Here is a 15,661-nt window from a genome sequence, read left to right on the forward strand (position 1 = left end):
ACCAGGGCAAATTATTCAACGTGCCTGAGCGCCCAGAGAAGCAGTTTTGCATAAAATGTTTCGCGCAGGCTCGCGGGAGTTGAAAGCTGCATCCTTTCAAGCGCGGCGCGCTCCTCTCGGTCGGGCCGGCCTTCGGCCAGGGACGCAAGAGCCGCGCGCGCAAGCGATCGTCCGGACGCACTAATATCCTTCAGATGCCGCAGGGCCGGAATCAGACGCTGCTCCTCCTCGGTGAATTCCGTAGCGAATGGGAACCTGGTGCACCAGCCTTCCTTGCGCAACGGGAGAAGCGCTTCCGCTATCCGCTCCGGCGTATTTCGGCGAAAGGCCGGCGGAACGGCAAAATCCTTCTCGATCTTCCCGGCGGATTTCGCCGCGTCGAGCAGTTCGTCCTGAAAAGCCGAATCGGCGATTGCAAGCATGGCGGCAATGCAGTCGCGATCGGATTTTCCGCGCAAATCGGCAACGCCGTATTCGGTCACGACTATGTCGCGCAGGTGCCGCGGCAAGGTCGTGTGGCCGTAGGACCAGACGAGGCGCGATTCGCGGCGCCCGCGCGTCCGGCGCGCCGCATTGAGCGTGATGATGGAGTGCGCGCCTTCGAGCGCGAAAGCCTGGGCGACGAAATTGTACTGCCCGCCGACGCCGGAGACGACGCGGCCGTCGTCAAGCGCGTCGGAGACGGTTGCCCCCATGAGCGTGACCATCATCGCATTGTTGACGAAACGCGCATGCGCGCGATCGGCGCGCTTTCTTTCCTCCTCGCCGTAAAGCTCATTGACGAAGGAAATGCCGCGCATCTGGAAAAGCGCACGCTCCTCTTCGGGCAGGTCGCGAAGAAACGCGTAGAACTCATGGCTGCCGAGAAAGAAGCCGGAATGGAGGATGGCTCCATCGGAGACGCGGCGCTTTAGGATGCCTTCCCGGTAAAGATCCATGAAACCGTCGACGAACATCTCGCTGGCGGCGTAGAGGCCGGTCTCGAAGCTTCCCGTCTCCCGCCCTTCGGCCTGAGCGTGTGGCGACAGGCGATACAGCGTGCCGGCGAAAAGCTCGGGTTGCCGCTGCCGCAGGATCAGGCCGGCCGCCAGCGCATCGCCCAGCGAGCCGATCCCGATCTGCAGTGTTCCGCCGTCCTTCGCCAAACCTGCCGCATGGATGCCGATGGCGTGATCGGCTGCCGACACCGGTTCCCTCGGCACGACGAAGAGCGGCCGATCGCGGTCAGGTCCGTCGAGAATGAGATCGAATTCGCCGGCCGGCAGCACCGCCTCGCCGGGCATGAAGGGCAGTTGCGAGCTCACTTCGCCCACCAGCAGGACCGGCTCGCGCCTGGCCTTCAGTACCGGCAGGATATCGAGCGTGATGTCGGAATTGCAGGACAGGCTGTACTCGGCGTCCGCACCATCGCCACGCTTTGCGACAAGCTGAGCGACCACGTTGATGCCGCGGTCGAGCACGTAGCGGCCGGCATGCGTGTAATTGGCCGAGACATAGTTCTGCTGGGCATTCTCGACCGAGAGCCAGCGTCCCGCGACGAAGAAGAACTCGCTGACGCGGACATTTTCCGGCAGCGAGCCGTCGCGCAGCGCCTTGGCGAAGGCTAGACCCGGATAGCCCGAATATAGCCGTTCGTTCAGCGGCTCGATGAAGCGGCGTTCCATGTCGCTCGACCCGGAAGGCCTTTCCAGCGTCAGCGCGGTGAATATTTCGAGATCGATCGCCTTGTCGTCGACCGCCCGCTCGAATAGTGCATTAGCGACGAGATTGGCCTTCCCAAGTCCGAGCGGAAGCGCGAGCACGATGCGCCCGCCAAGGCGCTCGATGATACGGTCGGCGACGCTTTCGGCCTGTTGGTGCTGGTCCGGCTTGCCCGTCACGTTTCTCCGCTTATTGCGTCCCACCCGTTGTCGGGGGCAAATCGAGGCCCGTGCTGCTGTTCAAGCCGCTTCAGCGTTTCCGGAATGTCCGCCACACCGCGGCTGCGCGCATAATGCATCGGCCCGCCGCGGAAGGGCGCGAAGCCGGTGGCAAAGATCATCGCGCCGTCGAGCGTCTCTTCGTCCTCGACGATACCCTCGCGCAGGCAGCGCACGCAGGTGTTGAGCATGGGCAGAACGAGGCGGTCCGACATCTCCGGGCCGGGCGCCGGCGTGTCGGACGCCTTTTTCGGCTTGCCGTTGTCGTCATAGGCGTAAAGTCCCTTGCCGGCCTTTCGGCCGGTCTCGCCGCTTTCGATCTTCTTCTCCAGCCAAGCCGGAATCTCTGGGATAGGATCGTCGAGCTCATCCTTGAGCATCCGGACGACCTCCAGGCCGATGTCGAGCCCGACGCGATCGGCGAGTTCAATCGGTCCCATCGGCATGCCGAACTCCTCCGCCGCGCGGTCGATCGTCTCTTTGGACGTTCCCTCGTCGAGCATGGCGAAAGCCTCCGTCAGATACGGCGTCAGCGCCCGGTTGACGAGAAAGCCGGGCGCGCTCTTCACGGCGGCGGGCAACCGGTCTATCGCGCCGCAGAAGGCATGCGCCCTGTCGAGCGTCGCCTTACTCGCCTGGTCGTGAGCGACAACCTCGACAAGCTCCATTTTGGCAACCGGGTTGAAGAAATGCAGGCCGACCAGCCGATCGGGAGAAGCGAGGCCTTCGCGCAGCACCTCAAGCGGAATGCTCGATGTGTTTGTGGCGAGGATGGCGTCCTTCTTCATTTTCGGCGCGATCGCGTCAAACACCTTGCGTTTCACGTCCGCCTTCTCCACGACCGCCTCAATGACGAGATCCGCCTTGGCGCCGGAACCGTCGAAATCGGGCATCAGGCGGTCGAGCGCGTCGCGCCGTTCGATGCTTGAATGAAGCTTCTTGTCGTAGAATTCCGCGGCGCGGCCAATCGCCTTGGCGATGACGTTGCGGTCGAGGTCGGCAAGCGTGACACGCAGTCCCCGCGCCGCGCACCAGGCCGCGATATCGCCGCCCATCGTGCCCGCCCCGATGACATGGACGTGCCGGATGCCGCTTTCGCCCTTGGCGGCGCCCTTCAGCTTCTCGCGCAGGAAGAAGACACGGACGAGGTTTTGCGCGGTTTCGCTGGCGAGCAGTTCGGAAAATGACGTGATTTCGGCTCTTTGCATTGCGTTGGCGTCGCTACCGTGCCCCTCCCAGAGATCGATAAGGCGGTAGGGCGCAGGATAATGCTCCTTCGGCGCGTGTTTCTCCGCCTTGGTCCGCATCTGGCGGGCGGCGAGTTGGCGTGCCGGCGAGAGGGCGAATACACCTGATTTCCAGTTGCCGCGTTCTGTCTTCATCTTGCCGGCCACGGCCGCCCGCGCAGCGTTTTCGACATGGCGCTCTTCGACAACCGCGTCGACGAGACCGAGCGTCTTGGCTTTTTTTGCGTGCACGGTCTTTCCCGTCAGCATCATCGTCATCGCCTCGACGGGATCGATCAGCGCCGGCAGCCGGAACGTCCCGCCGAGCCCGGGGTGCAGGCCAAGCCTGATCTCGGGGAAACCCAACGTCGCGTCGCCGAGGGCGATGCGGTATTTGCAGGCGAGCGCGATTTCGAGCCCGCCGCCGAGGCAATGCCCGTGGATGATCGCCACGGTCGGTACCCTAAGCGCCGCCAGCCGGTCGACGATCTCATGCGCCCGCCTCATGCGCGTCTCGACCTCGCCCGCCTCGGACACGCCTTTGAAGTCGCGGATGTCAGCGCCGGCGATAAAGCCGCTCTTCTTGGCCGAGCGGATGACGAGGCCCTTGGCGCCCATTCCCTCGACGTCGCCAAATGCGGTGTCGAGTTCGGTGAGCACGGCTTCCGACAGCGTGTTGGTGCTTTCGTCGGCCCTGTCGAGCACAAGCCAGGCAATGTCGTCCGATCCCTTGCTCAGCCGCGAGTGCGTGAAAACCTTCGGAGCGTCCTGCGGTCCCAATTCCATGTTGCGGGGAGCGAGCGCCTTCCAGACGGAGGCCTTCGTGACCGGAATCATGCGACCTCCAGGAGCATCGCGCCGCCTTGTCCGCCGCCGATGCACTCGGTGGCTATGCCGCGCTTCAACCCGAGCCGGCGCATGGCATTGACAAGATGAAGCACGAGACGGTTTCCGCTCGTGCCGACGGGGTGGCCGAGGCTGATCGCCCCTCCGTCGACATTGAGCCGGTCGCGGTCGATGCGCCCGAAGACCCCGTCTAGGCCGAGCACGTCGCGGCAATATTCCTCATCCTCCCATGCGGCGAGACAGGCGAGCACCTGCGCGGCGAAGGCTTCGTTGAGTTCCCAGAGATCGATGTCCTCGCGCGAGAGTTCTCGCCGTTTCAGGATTTCAGTCGAACACAATGTCGGGGCAAGGCCCATGATCGAGGGATCGAGCGCCGACCATCCGCTGTCGATGATGCGGGCGAGCGGCGTGAGCTTGTGCCTTCTCATCGCCTCTTCAGATGCGAGCACGGTCCAGCATGCGCCGTCGGTGATCTGGGAGGAATTGCCGGCGGTGACATTGCCGTAGGGTTTTTCGAACACCGGGTCCAACTTCGCGAGCTTGTCCATCGACGTGTCCGGCCGCACGCCGTCGTCATGGTCATAGAGCTTGCCGTCGCGGGTGACCGCGGGGTTGACCTCGCCCTCGAGAAAGCCGTTATTCTGGGCGCGGGCCAGACTCTGATGGCTTTGCAGGGCGTAGGCGTCGGCAGCTTCGCGCGTGATGCCGAAGAGATGGCCTATCACCTCCGCCGTTTGGCCCATATTGAGTTCGGTAATCGGATCTGTGAGGCCGCGTTCGAGGCCGATCACGGGCTTCGTCATCTCCGGCCGTAAGCCCGCCAGCGCGGTCGCTTTTTCCCAAGGCGTCTTCGCCGATGCAAAGCCGCCGAACCACTCGACCGCTTGCTGGCGAAGCACCAGGGGTGCATGAGACAGCGCTTCGGCTCCGCCGGCGAGGATGAGATCGGCCTTGCCGGCTTCGATTATCCGGAAAGCGGTATCGATCGACTGCATGCCGGAGCCGCAGTTGATCTGGACCGTGAAGGCCGTCATCGCCGCGCCCATGCCGAGCCTGAGCGCCGCCACGCGCGCAGGGTTCATCTCGTCGGCGATGACATTGACGCAGCCGAGAATGACGGTGTCGAATTCGTCCGGAGAGAAAGGCTGGCGCGCGAACAGCGGCCGTCCGCACTGGACCGCCAGATCCACCGGCGTGAACGGTCCCGGCTTGTTGCGAGCCCGAAGGAAAGGCGTCCGTGCGCCATCGACCAGATAGACGGGACGGCCGGAACTCGCCTCGGTCCGACTGGCGTTTCTCGATCTGCCGGTGGTTGGTTTCCTGGCTGCAGTCGCCTTCGCCGCACGGGCCGGGCTCTTCGCCTTCGCAGCGGATTTCGGCGCCTGGGCCATCACGTTGCTCCCCATATTCATCGGCGGGATGTCGAGCTGAATTTTCTTTCTTGGAGAACAGCGATCATGCCTCCGCAGCACAAAATCCCCTAAAATGCCCAACGTTCAAAGCTGCCGATCGGTTCCGGTTGCATCTGCGGCTGGCGGATGGGCTTGCGGCCGAGCGGCTCGTGGAATTCACCGACAATCCGAAGCACCGGCGCTCGAAGCTCGTGCGGCTGACGCCCAAAGGTGACGCGCGTTACCGCGAGCTCAACGCCCGGCTTCTTTTGATCGCATCCACTATGGGCGTCGCTCTCAGCGAAGCGGATACCTGGCCTATCGGTGGTTTGCCGGCTTGGCCTTGAGGGTGATGTGCCGGACCACGCAACCTTCTCCAAGACCCGCCGCGGACGCTTCCGCGATGCCGATCTGCTGCGCGAATTGTTCGAGACCGTCGTGCGGCGCTGCATGGTGGAAGGCCTGGTCGGCGGTGAAGGTTTTGCGGTCGATGCCAGCATGACACTGATCGCCAACGAGAGATCGAGACGGCCAAGGAACTCAATCCCAAGGCAAGCGAGCCGTGGCCAAGTATCTCGCCACGCTGGACGATGCCGCCTTCGGTGCCGCACGCCAGTCGAGCCCCAAGTTTGCCTCGCCTGTTGATCCCGCCGCCCGCTGGACCGCCTCATGGGGTGAACTGGCAGTCTATGCCTATTGCACCGCAGCCTGCCAGCGCGAAGCTGAACGAATGCCGACTTTCGGGAAAGCGCACGGCCGCTAACGGGCGCGAAGCGGCCATCCATTGTGCGGAAGTAGAGGTCGGCTTCGGGTCAGAATTGCTGGTTTTTGGGAACGTCCGCTTCCGAGCCGCCAGATAGGTCCCGCAAAGTCTCGAACGGGTCACGAAGCGCCGCTTCCGATAGCGACGCTTCGCTGGGTCTATAGTTCGACCTGTTCAGAGATCGCCAATACGTCGTCCACTTCGATCCCGAGATAGCGGACGGTGCTCTCCAGCTTGGCGTGCCCGAGGAGAAGTTAACGGCACGGATGTTGCCCGTCTTCTTTTAAATCTGTGCAGCCTTCGTGCGTCTGATGGAGTGCGTTCCATATCGCTTCGGGTCAAACCCGATACTCAAAACCCATTTACCGACAATCCTTCCGTACTGTCTTGTCGACAAATGCGGCTTCGCTCGCACGCGACTCGGGAAAAGGTAATCTCTCTCAGTGAGGTGGCGACGGGCGATCCAAGCACCGACGGCAGCTCGATCTCGTGCGGCTTGAGAGGAGGCTTCTGACCAACGAAGTGGCCCTGTTCCAGCTAGGCATAGTTCTCTCCCATGCCGCCCTCCGCAGCCGCAGCACTTCCAGCGAGCCAATGGATTGTAACGCGTGATTGTCGATCACCTACAACCATTCAAGCCAAGTGGTTACTAGCGGGCGTTGCCACGCAAGCGGCGCACTCGCGCCAGTTCAAGACGTCCACTGCTATGCGCCGGAGTGTCCGCGTTGGTCCGCCACCCGACATTCCATGCGTAGCTGGCGCCGCCCAGGGGACGACGCCAGCAGGAGTCAGTTCTTGACCGTATCTTCCAGAAAGAAGCGGCCAAGTGGGTTCTGGTCGAAGTTCTGGATGTTTTTGCGCGAAACGTTGATGTAGGGGCTATAGTAGAGATCGATCCAGTGGACGTCCTCCTTGGCCATCTTCTGGATGTCGATATACATTTGTTCACGCTTGGCCGGGTCCATCTCGACGCGGGCGGCAGCCACCAGTTCCTTTACTGTCTCGTTGTTGTAGCGGGTCATGTAGTTCATGTTTGCGTCGTGCCCGACCACAAAGGTGGTCTTCTGATCCGGGTCCAGAATGTCGTTTGTCCAATAGTTGACGCCAACATCGTAGTCACCGGCCACCAGCATGTCCCACTCCTGGCTGGGGTCGACTTTCTGGATATTGACAGTGACGCCTGCGCTTGCGAGCTGCTGTTGCAACAGCACGGCGGTCTGTTCGACGATTTCGTCACCGGCGCGAACGACATAGTTCAGGGAAAGGTCCGAGGCGCCGGCCTCTGCCAACATCTGCTTGGCCTTTTCCGGATTGTAGGGCCGCTGCAGATTGTCCGCGTAGTGGTATAGCGCGCCCTTCGGGATGAAGGAGTTGGCGACCTCGCCGAGGCCGAAGGTCACGGTATCGACGACGGCTTGCTTGTCGATGGCCATGTCGAGCGCCTGCCGCACCTCCTTCTTGCCCAGCGCGCCCTTCTCGTGATTGATGAGCAGATGGTCCTCGCGGGTCGACGGATCGGCGTGGACGACGAGGTTCGGGTCCTTTTTCAGTTCCTCGACGCGCGAAAACGGCACAAAGATGGCGGCGTCGAGCTGGCCTGCCTGCACGTTGAGCATGCGCGTGTTGTCGTCGGGCACGGAAATCCACTCGACCCCGTCGAGCTGGACGCGGTCCGCCTCCCAAAAGTTGGGGTTCTTTTCGAGGATGACGCGGTCGCCGCGCCGCCATTCCTTGAGCGTGAACGCGCCCGAGGCGATCGGGTTTTCCGCATAGGCCTCGGCGCCGAGCGCCTCCATCCCGGCTTTAGAGAGAACGGAGGCGCCGGGCATGGCAAGCGTCGACAGGAACGGCGCCGACGGCGTCTTCAGCTTAACGACAAGGGTGCGGTCGTCCGTCGCTTCGGCCTTGTCGATCACCTTATAGGAGTCGCTCCACAGCGATCCGGGATCGTCGCGGATGCGCAGCAGACTGAAGGCCGCGTCCTGCGCCGTCAGCGGCGATCCGTCCGAGAATTTGGCGTCGCGGATCTTCAGCGTATAGGTCAGCCCGTCCTCCGACACCGTCCAGCTTTCGGCGAGCCCCGGCTCCAGTTTGGCGCCACCCTTGTCGACGCGGATGAGCACGTCGTAGACGTTCGAAAAGACCCAGAAATCGATGTTCTGTGCGGTCTTGATCGGATCGAACGTGGTGGAGTCCTCGCGCCGGCCGATGGTGAGCACGCCGGCCGCCTCGGCGAGGCCGGCGCCGAGCGACGCACTGGCCATGACGGTGACCAGACCGATCTTCATCCATTTCTTCAACATGAGTGTTCCCTTTCTTGTTTACCAGTTGAATGCTGTTGACGGTTGTGCCGAGGCGCGTTCGGGCACCGAAAGCCGCGACGCAGACGGCTCGGCGCGCAGCGGCTTGTCCGGGTCGATGTCCGGAATGGCGCGGATCAATGCGGCGGTGTAGGCATGCCGCGGCTGCGCGAAGACGGCGGCGCAGGGACCTTCCTCGACGATCTCGCCGCGATACATCACCACCACGCGCTCGCACAGATTGCGCACGAGAGCGAGATCGTGGGCGATAAAGAGCAGCGTCAGTGACATTTTGCGGGTAAGCGCTCGGAACAGGTCGATGATTTGAGCCTGGATGGTAACGTCGAGCGCGGCGACGCATTCGTCGGCGATGATCAAACGTGGTTCGACGGCGAGAGCGCGGGCGATGCCCGCGCGCTGGCACTGGCCGCCGCTCATGCTACGCGGCTTGCGGTCAACGAAATCGCGCCCGAGCCCGACAAGATCGAGCAGCACGCCGACGCGCGCGGCGCTGTTTGCCGATCTTCCATGCACCCGCAGCACCTCGGCGAGCATTTCGCCGATAGTGAGCCGCGGATTCAGCGCGTTGTAGGGATCTTGGAACACCATCGCCGCCTCGCTGCGCAGCTTGCGCAGGGCGGCGGCCCGGCTCTGCGCAAGATCGACGCCGTCGAAGGTGATGTGCCCGGAAGACGACGACGTCAGGCCAAGGATGGCGCGGGCGAGCGTGCTCTTGCCGCTGCCGGATTCGCCGACGATTCCGACGGTCTCGCCGGGCATGATCGTCAGGCTCACGCCGTTGATCGCCGAAACCGTGCGACGGCGCGCGAACAGGCCGCCGCCGCTGGCGAAGCGGACGTGGAGGTTGTTGATCTCCAGCAGCGGCCTTGACCCACCACCTTCAGGCGTCGGGGCTCGCGGCGCGGCGCCTGCGGCGGCGTGCTCGTCCGGCATCGACGGGTGGCTGCGAATCAGCGCCCGCGTATAGGGATGCCGCGGCGCCGAAAGCAGCGCGCGCTTCTCGCCCTGCTCGACCAGCCTGCCCTCGCGCATCACTGCGATGCGGTCGCAGGTCTGCGCGACGACGCCGAGGTCGTGGCTGATCAGGATGATGGAGAGGCCGCGGCGGTCGCGGATGTCGAGCAGAAGCCGCAGAATCTGCGCCTGGATGGTTACGTCGAGCGCGGTGGTCGGCTCGTCGGCGACGAGGATCTTCGGATTGCTCGACAGTGCCACGCCGATCATCGCCCGCTGGCGCATGCCGCCGGAGAATTCGTGCGGATAGCCGTCGTACTGGCGGCGGGGGTCGGGGAAGCCGACCTGCTCTAGGATGTCCACCGCCGCCGCGCGAACCTCGCGCGGGCCAAGACCCTGGTGGTAGCGGATGCCTTCGGCGATCTGCTCGCCGACACGCATGACCGGATCGAGATGGCTGGTCGGATTCTGGAAGATCATGCCGATGGCGCCGCCGCGCACCTTCAGCATGGTTGGTTCGTCGGCGGTAACCAGGTCGCGGCCCTCGAGGAAGACGGCGCCGCCGCTGATGCTGAGCTTTGGCGACGGCAGCAGGCGCACCAGCGCGCGGCAGAACAGACTTTTGCCCGAGCCGCTCTCGCCGACTAGGCCGAGGATCTCGCCGGCGGCAAGGTCGAGCGAGACACGGTCGAGAAGTGTCCGGCCGCCGGCGCCGTCATCGGCGGCGACGCTCAGATCCCGGGCGCTGAGCAGCGGCGCGCTCATCCATTCACGCTCATGAGATCGGCCAGTGCGTCGCCCATGAGGCTGAAGCCGAAGGCGAGCAGCACGATGGACAGGCCGGGAAACAAAGTGATCCACCAGGCGGTGGTGATGAAGGACTGGCCCTCGGCGACCATGATGCCCCATTCGGCAAGCGGCGGTTGCACGCCGAGTCCGAGATAGCTGATCGCCGCGCCGTTGAGCAGCACGAGCACGGCGTCGGACATAACGAAGACGAACGAGCCGGCAACGGCGTTCGGGAGCAGATGCCGGAACATGATGCGCATGCGTCCAAAGCCGAGGCTGGCGGCAGCGGCGGCATAGTCGCTGTTCTTGATCACCAGGATCTGCGCCCGGATCAGCCGCGCATAAGAGACCCAGCCGACCAGCGCCATGGCTATGTAGAAGCTGCCGAGGCCGGGTCCCAGGATGGCAATGATCGACAGCATCAGGACGAGGAAGGGAAAAGCAAGGACAACGTCGACGACACGCATGAACAGCACGTCGATGATGCCGCCGAAGAAGCCAGCGATGGTGCCGAGCGTCGTACCGATGATGAAGGGAAAGACGACGCCGATCACGGCGATCTGCAGGTCGATGCGTGCGCCCCAGATGACCCGGGAGAGAACATCGCGGCCGAAATTGTCGGTGCCGAACGGGTGGAGCAGCGACGGAGCCTGCAGGCGCACCGCGGCATCCTGGAAGATTGGGTCGGAGGGCGCGATCATCGGCGCGAACACCGCCAGCAGGACGAACAGGCCGAGCACGGCCGCACCCGCCGAGAGGGTCGCGCGGCCGCCGATCAGCCTGCGAAGGGAGAAAGGACGCGACAGCGTCGGCAACCTCATCACAGCGTCACCCTCGGATCGACCGTTACGGTGACGATGTCGGCGGCGAAGTTCACCAGGACCGTGGCGCAGGCAAACACCATCGCCACGCCCTGCACGACCATGTAGTCCCGCGAAAAGATCGCCCGTACCAGCAACTGCCCCATGCCCGGGAGCGCGAACACGCTCTCCACCACGACGGTACCGCCGATGAGCCAGCCGATGTTGACGGCCAGCAGATTGACCGTCGGCACCACCGAATTGGGCAGCACATGCCGCCAGAACACGATGCTCTCCGGCATGCCGCGCGCCCTCGCCGCCGTGGCCACGTCGGATTCCAAGGCCTGCACCATCGCCGCCCGCAGGCTGCGGGTCAGGACCGCCGAGAGCGACAGGGCGACCGTGAGGCTGGGCAGGGCGAGATGATAGAGCTTGTCGCCCAGGCTGTCGCCGTACCCCGACACGGGAAAGATGCCTAACCGCACGCTGAACAGGATGATCAGCATCAGACCCAGCCAGAACGGGGGAAAGCCGATGCCGAGCGTGGAAACGATGCGCACCGCGTGGTCGGGCGTTCGGGCCCGATTGCGCGCGGCAATGGCCGACAGCGGCATCGCGATCAAGATCGACAGCACCACGCTTGACAGGACCAGCGCCAGGGTCGGCTCCAGCCGCGTCGCGATCAGCTTGAGCACGTCGATCTTGTAGAGGATCGACTTTCCCATCTCGCCCTGGCCGAGATTGCCGATGAAATAGAAATACTGCACCCAGAGCGGCTCATCGAGTCCGTATTGCGCGCGGATGTTGGCAATCGCGGTGGGCGTCGCGCGCGTGCCGAGGAGAACGCGGGCGGGATCCCCAGGAATCAGGCGGACAAGCACGAAGGTGATGGCACTGATGCCGAACAGCACCGGCAGGAACTGCAGGGGGCGGTAGAGGACGAATCTATAGCGATGCATGGCTGCTCGTGCCTCTTGTCGGCCAGTCGAGCAGCGGTTTCGGCTGCATCAACCGGCCCCGTGCCTCGACAGGAAGTCGATTAGGATCGGATAATACACCGCCGGGTTCTCGTAGAAAGGCATATGGCTGGCGTTCGAGATTATCCGGAGTTCGGCATCGCGAAGGGCGAGCTTGATGCGCAGCCCGCACGCCGGCGTCAGCTCGTCATGCTCGCCATGCGTGATCAGCACCGGGACGGTGATCTTCGGCAAGTCCGGTACCCGGTTCCAGTCCTTGAGGTTGCCGACATAAAGGAATTCGTTGGGCCCTTGCATCGTCATGTAGGGACCCGTGTTCCAGTCGTCGAGCGACCGGCGCACTGGTGCCGGCCATTCGGAAAGCCGGCAGACATGGCGGTAGTTGAGGATGGTCACGGCCGCCGCATATTCGGGGTGGTCAAAGGTACCCTGTGCCTCGTGCTTCTGCATCATCGCCACCGTCTCCGGCCCGAGCGCCGCGCGCAGCCGCTCCAGCTCGACGATCAGATGCGGCATGTCGGCGACGGTGTCCTCAAGGATCAGCGTATGCAGGTTCTCCTGATAGGCTAGCGCATAGTCGATGGCGAGCCAGCCGCCCCAGGAATGGCCGAGCAGGTGCACCTTGCCGAGCCCCAGCGCCTTTCGCACCGTCTCCGTCTCCTCGACATAGCGGCCGATGGTCCACAGCGCGGGATCATCGGGCCGGTCGGACGCACCGGTGCCGAGCTGGTCGAAGGCCACCACACGATAGCCCTGGTCGACCAGGCAGGAATGCGCTTCGCGCAGATAGTCGCAGGGCAGGCCTGGCCCGCCGTTCAGGCAGAACACGGTCTCGCTGCCGCTGCCGAAGCTGTAGGCGACGACCCGGTAGCCGTCGACGGTCATCTCGATGCGGTCGTCCGGCGTCATCTCGCGCCACATACCTGCCACCCCAGCTCTGCCTAACATTCGAGCACGGCTCAATTTTAGCGCAATACCGGGTCCCCGAAAGCTATAAGAAGTGATAGGTTCGATGGCGTTCCGATCGCTGGGGTGGACATGCTGGACGAAATTCTGCCTTTGCGTCGGCGCTTCACAAGGCAGGAAACCTTGGACGGCCGCATCGATGAGATCTATGCGGGGGTTCGGGCGTTCGGCTTCGACGGCCTGATTTACGATTACACGCCGGTGCCTTTCGATCTCGACGGCAGCATCATGATCCCATCGCTACTGAAGCTGCGCAACATGGCCGACGACATGCACGACTACTGGTGTGCGCGCGGCTACTTCCGTATTGATCCAGTTCAGATCTTGGCGACGCGAACCACCACGCCGTTCTTCTGGAGCTACGATGCCGCAGCGGAAACTCGCATCAGGGGCTTTCTGACTGAGGAGACCGCGCCCGTCGCCCGGTACCTACGCGAGCGGGAGGTTTCGAGCGGCGTTACAGTGCCGATCCACATGCCGCGCGGCGACTATGCCACGGTGACCGCCGTGCGCTTCGGCGGCCGCGCCAAGGAGGAGAACGACACGCTGCGGCATATTGCCGATTTCAGCCTGCTGGCCCACGTCTTCCACGAGGCCGCATTCGCGTTGTTCGACGATGGCGTGCGCTCGGCCGGCGCAGCGCGGCTGACTGAGCGTGAACGCGAATGCCTGCGCTATTCGGCGCAGGGGCTGTCGGCCAAGGAAATCTCGCGCATCATCGACCGCGCGGTGCCGACCGTGGTGCTGCACCTCAACAGCGCCGCAAGGAAGCTAAATGCCAGGAACCGCACTCAGGCAGTGGTGCGGGCGGCACACTACCGGCTGCTGGAACACTGAACCCGCCCCGCGACCCTATAAGTTCTGATAGCTGCCGGCGGCCCTGCCGTCGCGCTAGAGTCGGGCCGGCAAGCGACGGAGGCGCAGGACGGAGGCGCAGGGTGACGGCGACAATATCGACAGAGGCCTATGCGCCGTTCGGCGCCTTTCGCACCTGGTACCGTATCACCGGTTCGCTGGACTCGCCCCGGCTGCCGCTCGTGGTGGCGCATGGCGGGCCTGGCTGCACCCATGACTATGTCGATTCCTTCAAGGAGATCGCTGCGCTCGACGGCCGTGCCGTCATCCACTACGACCAGGTCGGCAACGGCAATTCCACCCGGCTGCCGGACAACGGCCCGGAGTTCTGGACGGTGTCGCTGTTCCTCGAAGAACTCGACAATCTGCTTGACCATCTCGGCATTCGTGAGCGCTACGCGCTGCTCGGCCAGTCCTGGGGCGGCATGCTCGGCGCCGAGCATGCGGTGCGCAGGCCGCCTGGTCTCAAGGCTCTGGTGATCGCCAACTCGCCGGCCAGCATGAGGACGTGGGTAGCGGAGGCGAACCGGCTGCGCCGAAGCCTGCCGCAGGATGTGCAGGACACGCTGCAGCGGCACGAGGGGGCCGGCACGATCACCGATCCGGACTACATCGCCGCCTCGCGAGTCTTCTACGACCGGCATGTCTGCAGCGTGGTGCCGTGGCCGCCGGAGGTGGCGCGGACCTTTGCGCTGATGGATGAGGATAACACGGTCTACCGCAACATGAACGGCCCGACCGAGTTCCACGTCATTGGCACACTCAAGGACTGGACCATCGAGGACCGGCTGCCGCTGATCGCGGCGCCGACCCTGCTGATCTCCGGCCGCCACGACGAGGCGACGCCGGAGGTCGTTCGTCCCTACGCCGAGCGCGTGCAGGGATGTCGCGCGGTGGTATTCGAGAACTCGAGCCACATGCCGCATGTCGAGGAGAAGGATCTCTGTATGGCAGTGGTGTCGGGGTTCCTGTGCGAGGTGGAAGATTAGTCGTCGTCACGGACGATCGAAACCCCGCTCAGGCTGCTGGATGGGATCGCAGATGGAGTCATCCATATGATGGCTCTCTTTCAAGAGGGCCGCGCTTACTGGGCGGCCAGCCCGCGCGTATTTCTAGGCACATGACTCGATGGTAGCCAGATTTTCGAGCTCGAGCTAGCGAGCCATGCTGCCTCTCCGCGCATGCTGCTCACCGCCTATCATCGACCTTCGTCCTGCGGATGGGAATGGTCTGCATCGGGTGGGTGCGGAAGTTCCCACAACCACCGTCTACAGCAGGTTTGCGCCAGAAGCGGACAATCGAGTGCGATTTATGAAATGACCGCAATCGGCCGAGAACGGACGGGCAGCTTACGGGATGATGTTGTTGAGAAGCGGCCGTTCCGTCGTCGACCTCAAGTAAGCCATTCCGGGTTGGCCGTGCCAGTTCCAGAAGCGGTCATTCACAGACTCGAGGTGATGGCGGCTACGCGCCTCTTGCCTGCCTATCGTCCGGAGCGCGCAGCTTCCCCAGGCCCTCCCATTTCGACAATCTAGTTGACGGGAAAGCAGCGAGAGATCGGGATCATGCTTAGCCATGATGCTAACTATCGCGCGATCTATCGGCGGCGCAAGAGAAAACTTCGTCAAGTTGCTAAGTTTTCTCTACCTAAGCTCGTCGAGCAGAGTAGGACCGCACAGGGGTTAGTGGTTCGACGTCGCTGCGGGCGAACATAGTAGAACGGGGTCGCAAGATCATTATCAAAAGATCTGACGTCATCGAGCTTTCCTGAAAGGCAAAGGTCGCTTGGACGTGGGTGCGAAATTGGCATTTTCCAGTGTCGCTCGCGATGCCGTCCGCACAGGTCCAACATTA

At 63.5% G+C, this 15,661-nt stretch carries 10 protein-coding genes and 2 pseudogenes; 3 read left to right on the top strand and 9 right to left on the bottom strand.

Annotated elements, in window-relative coordinates; genetic code table 11:
• Positions 1-11: 11 nt before the first annotated feature.
• From EN807_RS12740 to EN807_RS12750, 3 genes are read right to left on the bottom strand one after another with little or no spacing between them, the layout of a single operon-like run.
• Positions 12-1,880, bottom strand: a complete 1,869-nt coding sequence (locus EN807_RS12740; protein ID WP_135935154.1) for an acetyl-CoA hydrolase/transferase C-terminal domain-containing protein — start codon at positions 1,878-1,880, stop codon at positions 12-14.
• A complete protein-coding gene (locus EN807_RS12745; RefSeq protein WP_189522401.1) occupies positions 1,877-3,982 on the bottom strand; it encodes a 3-hydroxyacyl-CoA dehydrogenase NAD-binding domain-containing protein in 2,106 nt (701 codons plus the stop codon). Before EN807_RS12745 ends, EN807_RS12740 begins: the two co-directional genes overlap by 4 nt.
• On the bottom strand, positions 3,979-5,382 hold the full coding sequence (locus EN807_RS12750) for an acetyl-CoA C-acetyltransferase (protein WP_135935155.1): 1,404 nt from the start codon (positions 5,380-5,382) through the stop codon (positions 3,979-3,981). Before EN807_RS12750 ends, EN807_RS12745 begins: the two co-directional genes overlap by 4 nt.
• A gap of 313 nt (positions 5,383-5,695) precedes the next feature.
• Between EN807_RS12750 and EN807_RS12755 the strand changes: the two are divergent.
• Positions 5,696-6,058: pseudogene (locus EN807_RS12755) on the top strand (transposase); the annotation flags it as partial.
• Between the two features lie 245 nt (positions 6,059-6,303).
• On the opposite strand, the pseudogene EN807_RS36480 reads toward EN807_RS12755, so the two are convergent.
• The 6 genes and pseudogenes from EN807_RS36480 to EN807_RS12785 form a co-directional block, all read right to left on the bottom strand.
• A pseudogene (locus EN807_RS36480) lies at positions 6,304-6,629 on the bottom strand (tyrosine-type recombinase/integrase); the annotation flags it as partial.
• A gap of 304 nt (positions 6,630-6,933) precedes the next feature.
• Positions 6,934-8,433 carry an ABC transporter substrate-binding protein gene (locus tag EN807_RS12765; protein ID WP_246684072.1) on the bottom strand — a complete coding sequence of 500 codons (1,500 nt, stop codon included), beginning with the start codon at positions 8,431-8,433 and terminating at the stop codon, positions 6,934-6,936.
• A 33-nt stretch (positions 8,434-8,466) separates the two neighbouring features.
• Complete coding sequence (locus EN807_RS12770) at positions 8,467-10,185, bottom strand: ABC transporter ATP-binding protein (RefSeq protein WP_135935157.1); 1,719 nt, start codon at positions 10,183-10,185, stop codon at positions 8,467-8,469.
• Positions 10,182-11,030 carry an ABC transporter permease gene (locus EN807_RS12775; protein ID WP_135935158.1) on the bottom strand — a complete coding sequence of 283 codons (849 nt, stop codon included), beginning with the start codon at positions 11,028-11,030 and terminating at the stop codon, positions 10,182-10,184. Before EN807_RS12775 ends, EN807_RS12770 begins: the two co-directional genes overlap by 4 nt.
• On the bottom strand, positions 11,030-11,968 hold the full coding sequence (locus EN807_RS12780; protein ID WP_135935159.1) for an ABC transporter permease: 939 nt from the start codon (positions 11,966-11,968) through the stop codon (positions 11,030-11,032). Before EN807_RS12780 ends, EN807_RS12775 begins: the two co-directional genes overlap by 1 nt.
• A 48-nt stretch (positions 11,969-12,016) precedes the next feature.
• Positions 12,017-12,907 carry a proline iminopeptidase-family hydrolase gene (locus EN807_RS12785; RefSeq protein ID WP_127316765.1) on the bottom strand — a complete coding sequence of 297 codons (891 nt, stop codon included), beginning with the start codon at positions 12,905-12,907 and terminating at the stop codon, positions 12,017-12,019.
• A 117-nt stretch (positions 12,908-13,024) separates the two neighbouring features.
• Between EN807_RS12785 and EN807_RS12790 the strand changes: the two genes are divergently transcribed.
• On the top strand, positions 13,025-13,789 hold the full coding sequence (locus EN807_RS12790; RefSeq protein WP_135935853.1) for a LuxR family transcriptional regulator: 765 nt from the start codon (positions 13,025-13,027) through the stop codon (positions 13,787-13,789).
• 101 nt (positions 13,790-13,890) lie between these two features.
• Complete coding sequence (locus EN807_RS12795) at positions 13,891-14,796, top strand: proline iminopeptidase-family hydrolase (RefSeq protein WP_127316743.1); 906 nt, start codon at positions 13,891-13,893, stop codon at positions 14,794-14,796.
• Positions 14,797-15,661: the final 865 nt, after the last annotated feature.

Origin of the sequence: Mesorhizobium sp. M5C.F.Ca.ET.164.01.1.1 (assembly GCF_004792125.1) — a bacterium.
Taxonomy (GTDB): domain Bacteria; phylum Pseudomonadota; class Alphaproteobacteria; order Rhizobiales; family Rhizobiaceae; genus Mesorhizobium; species Mesorhizobium wenxiniae.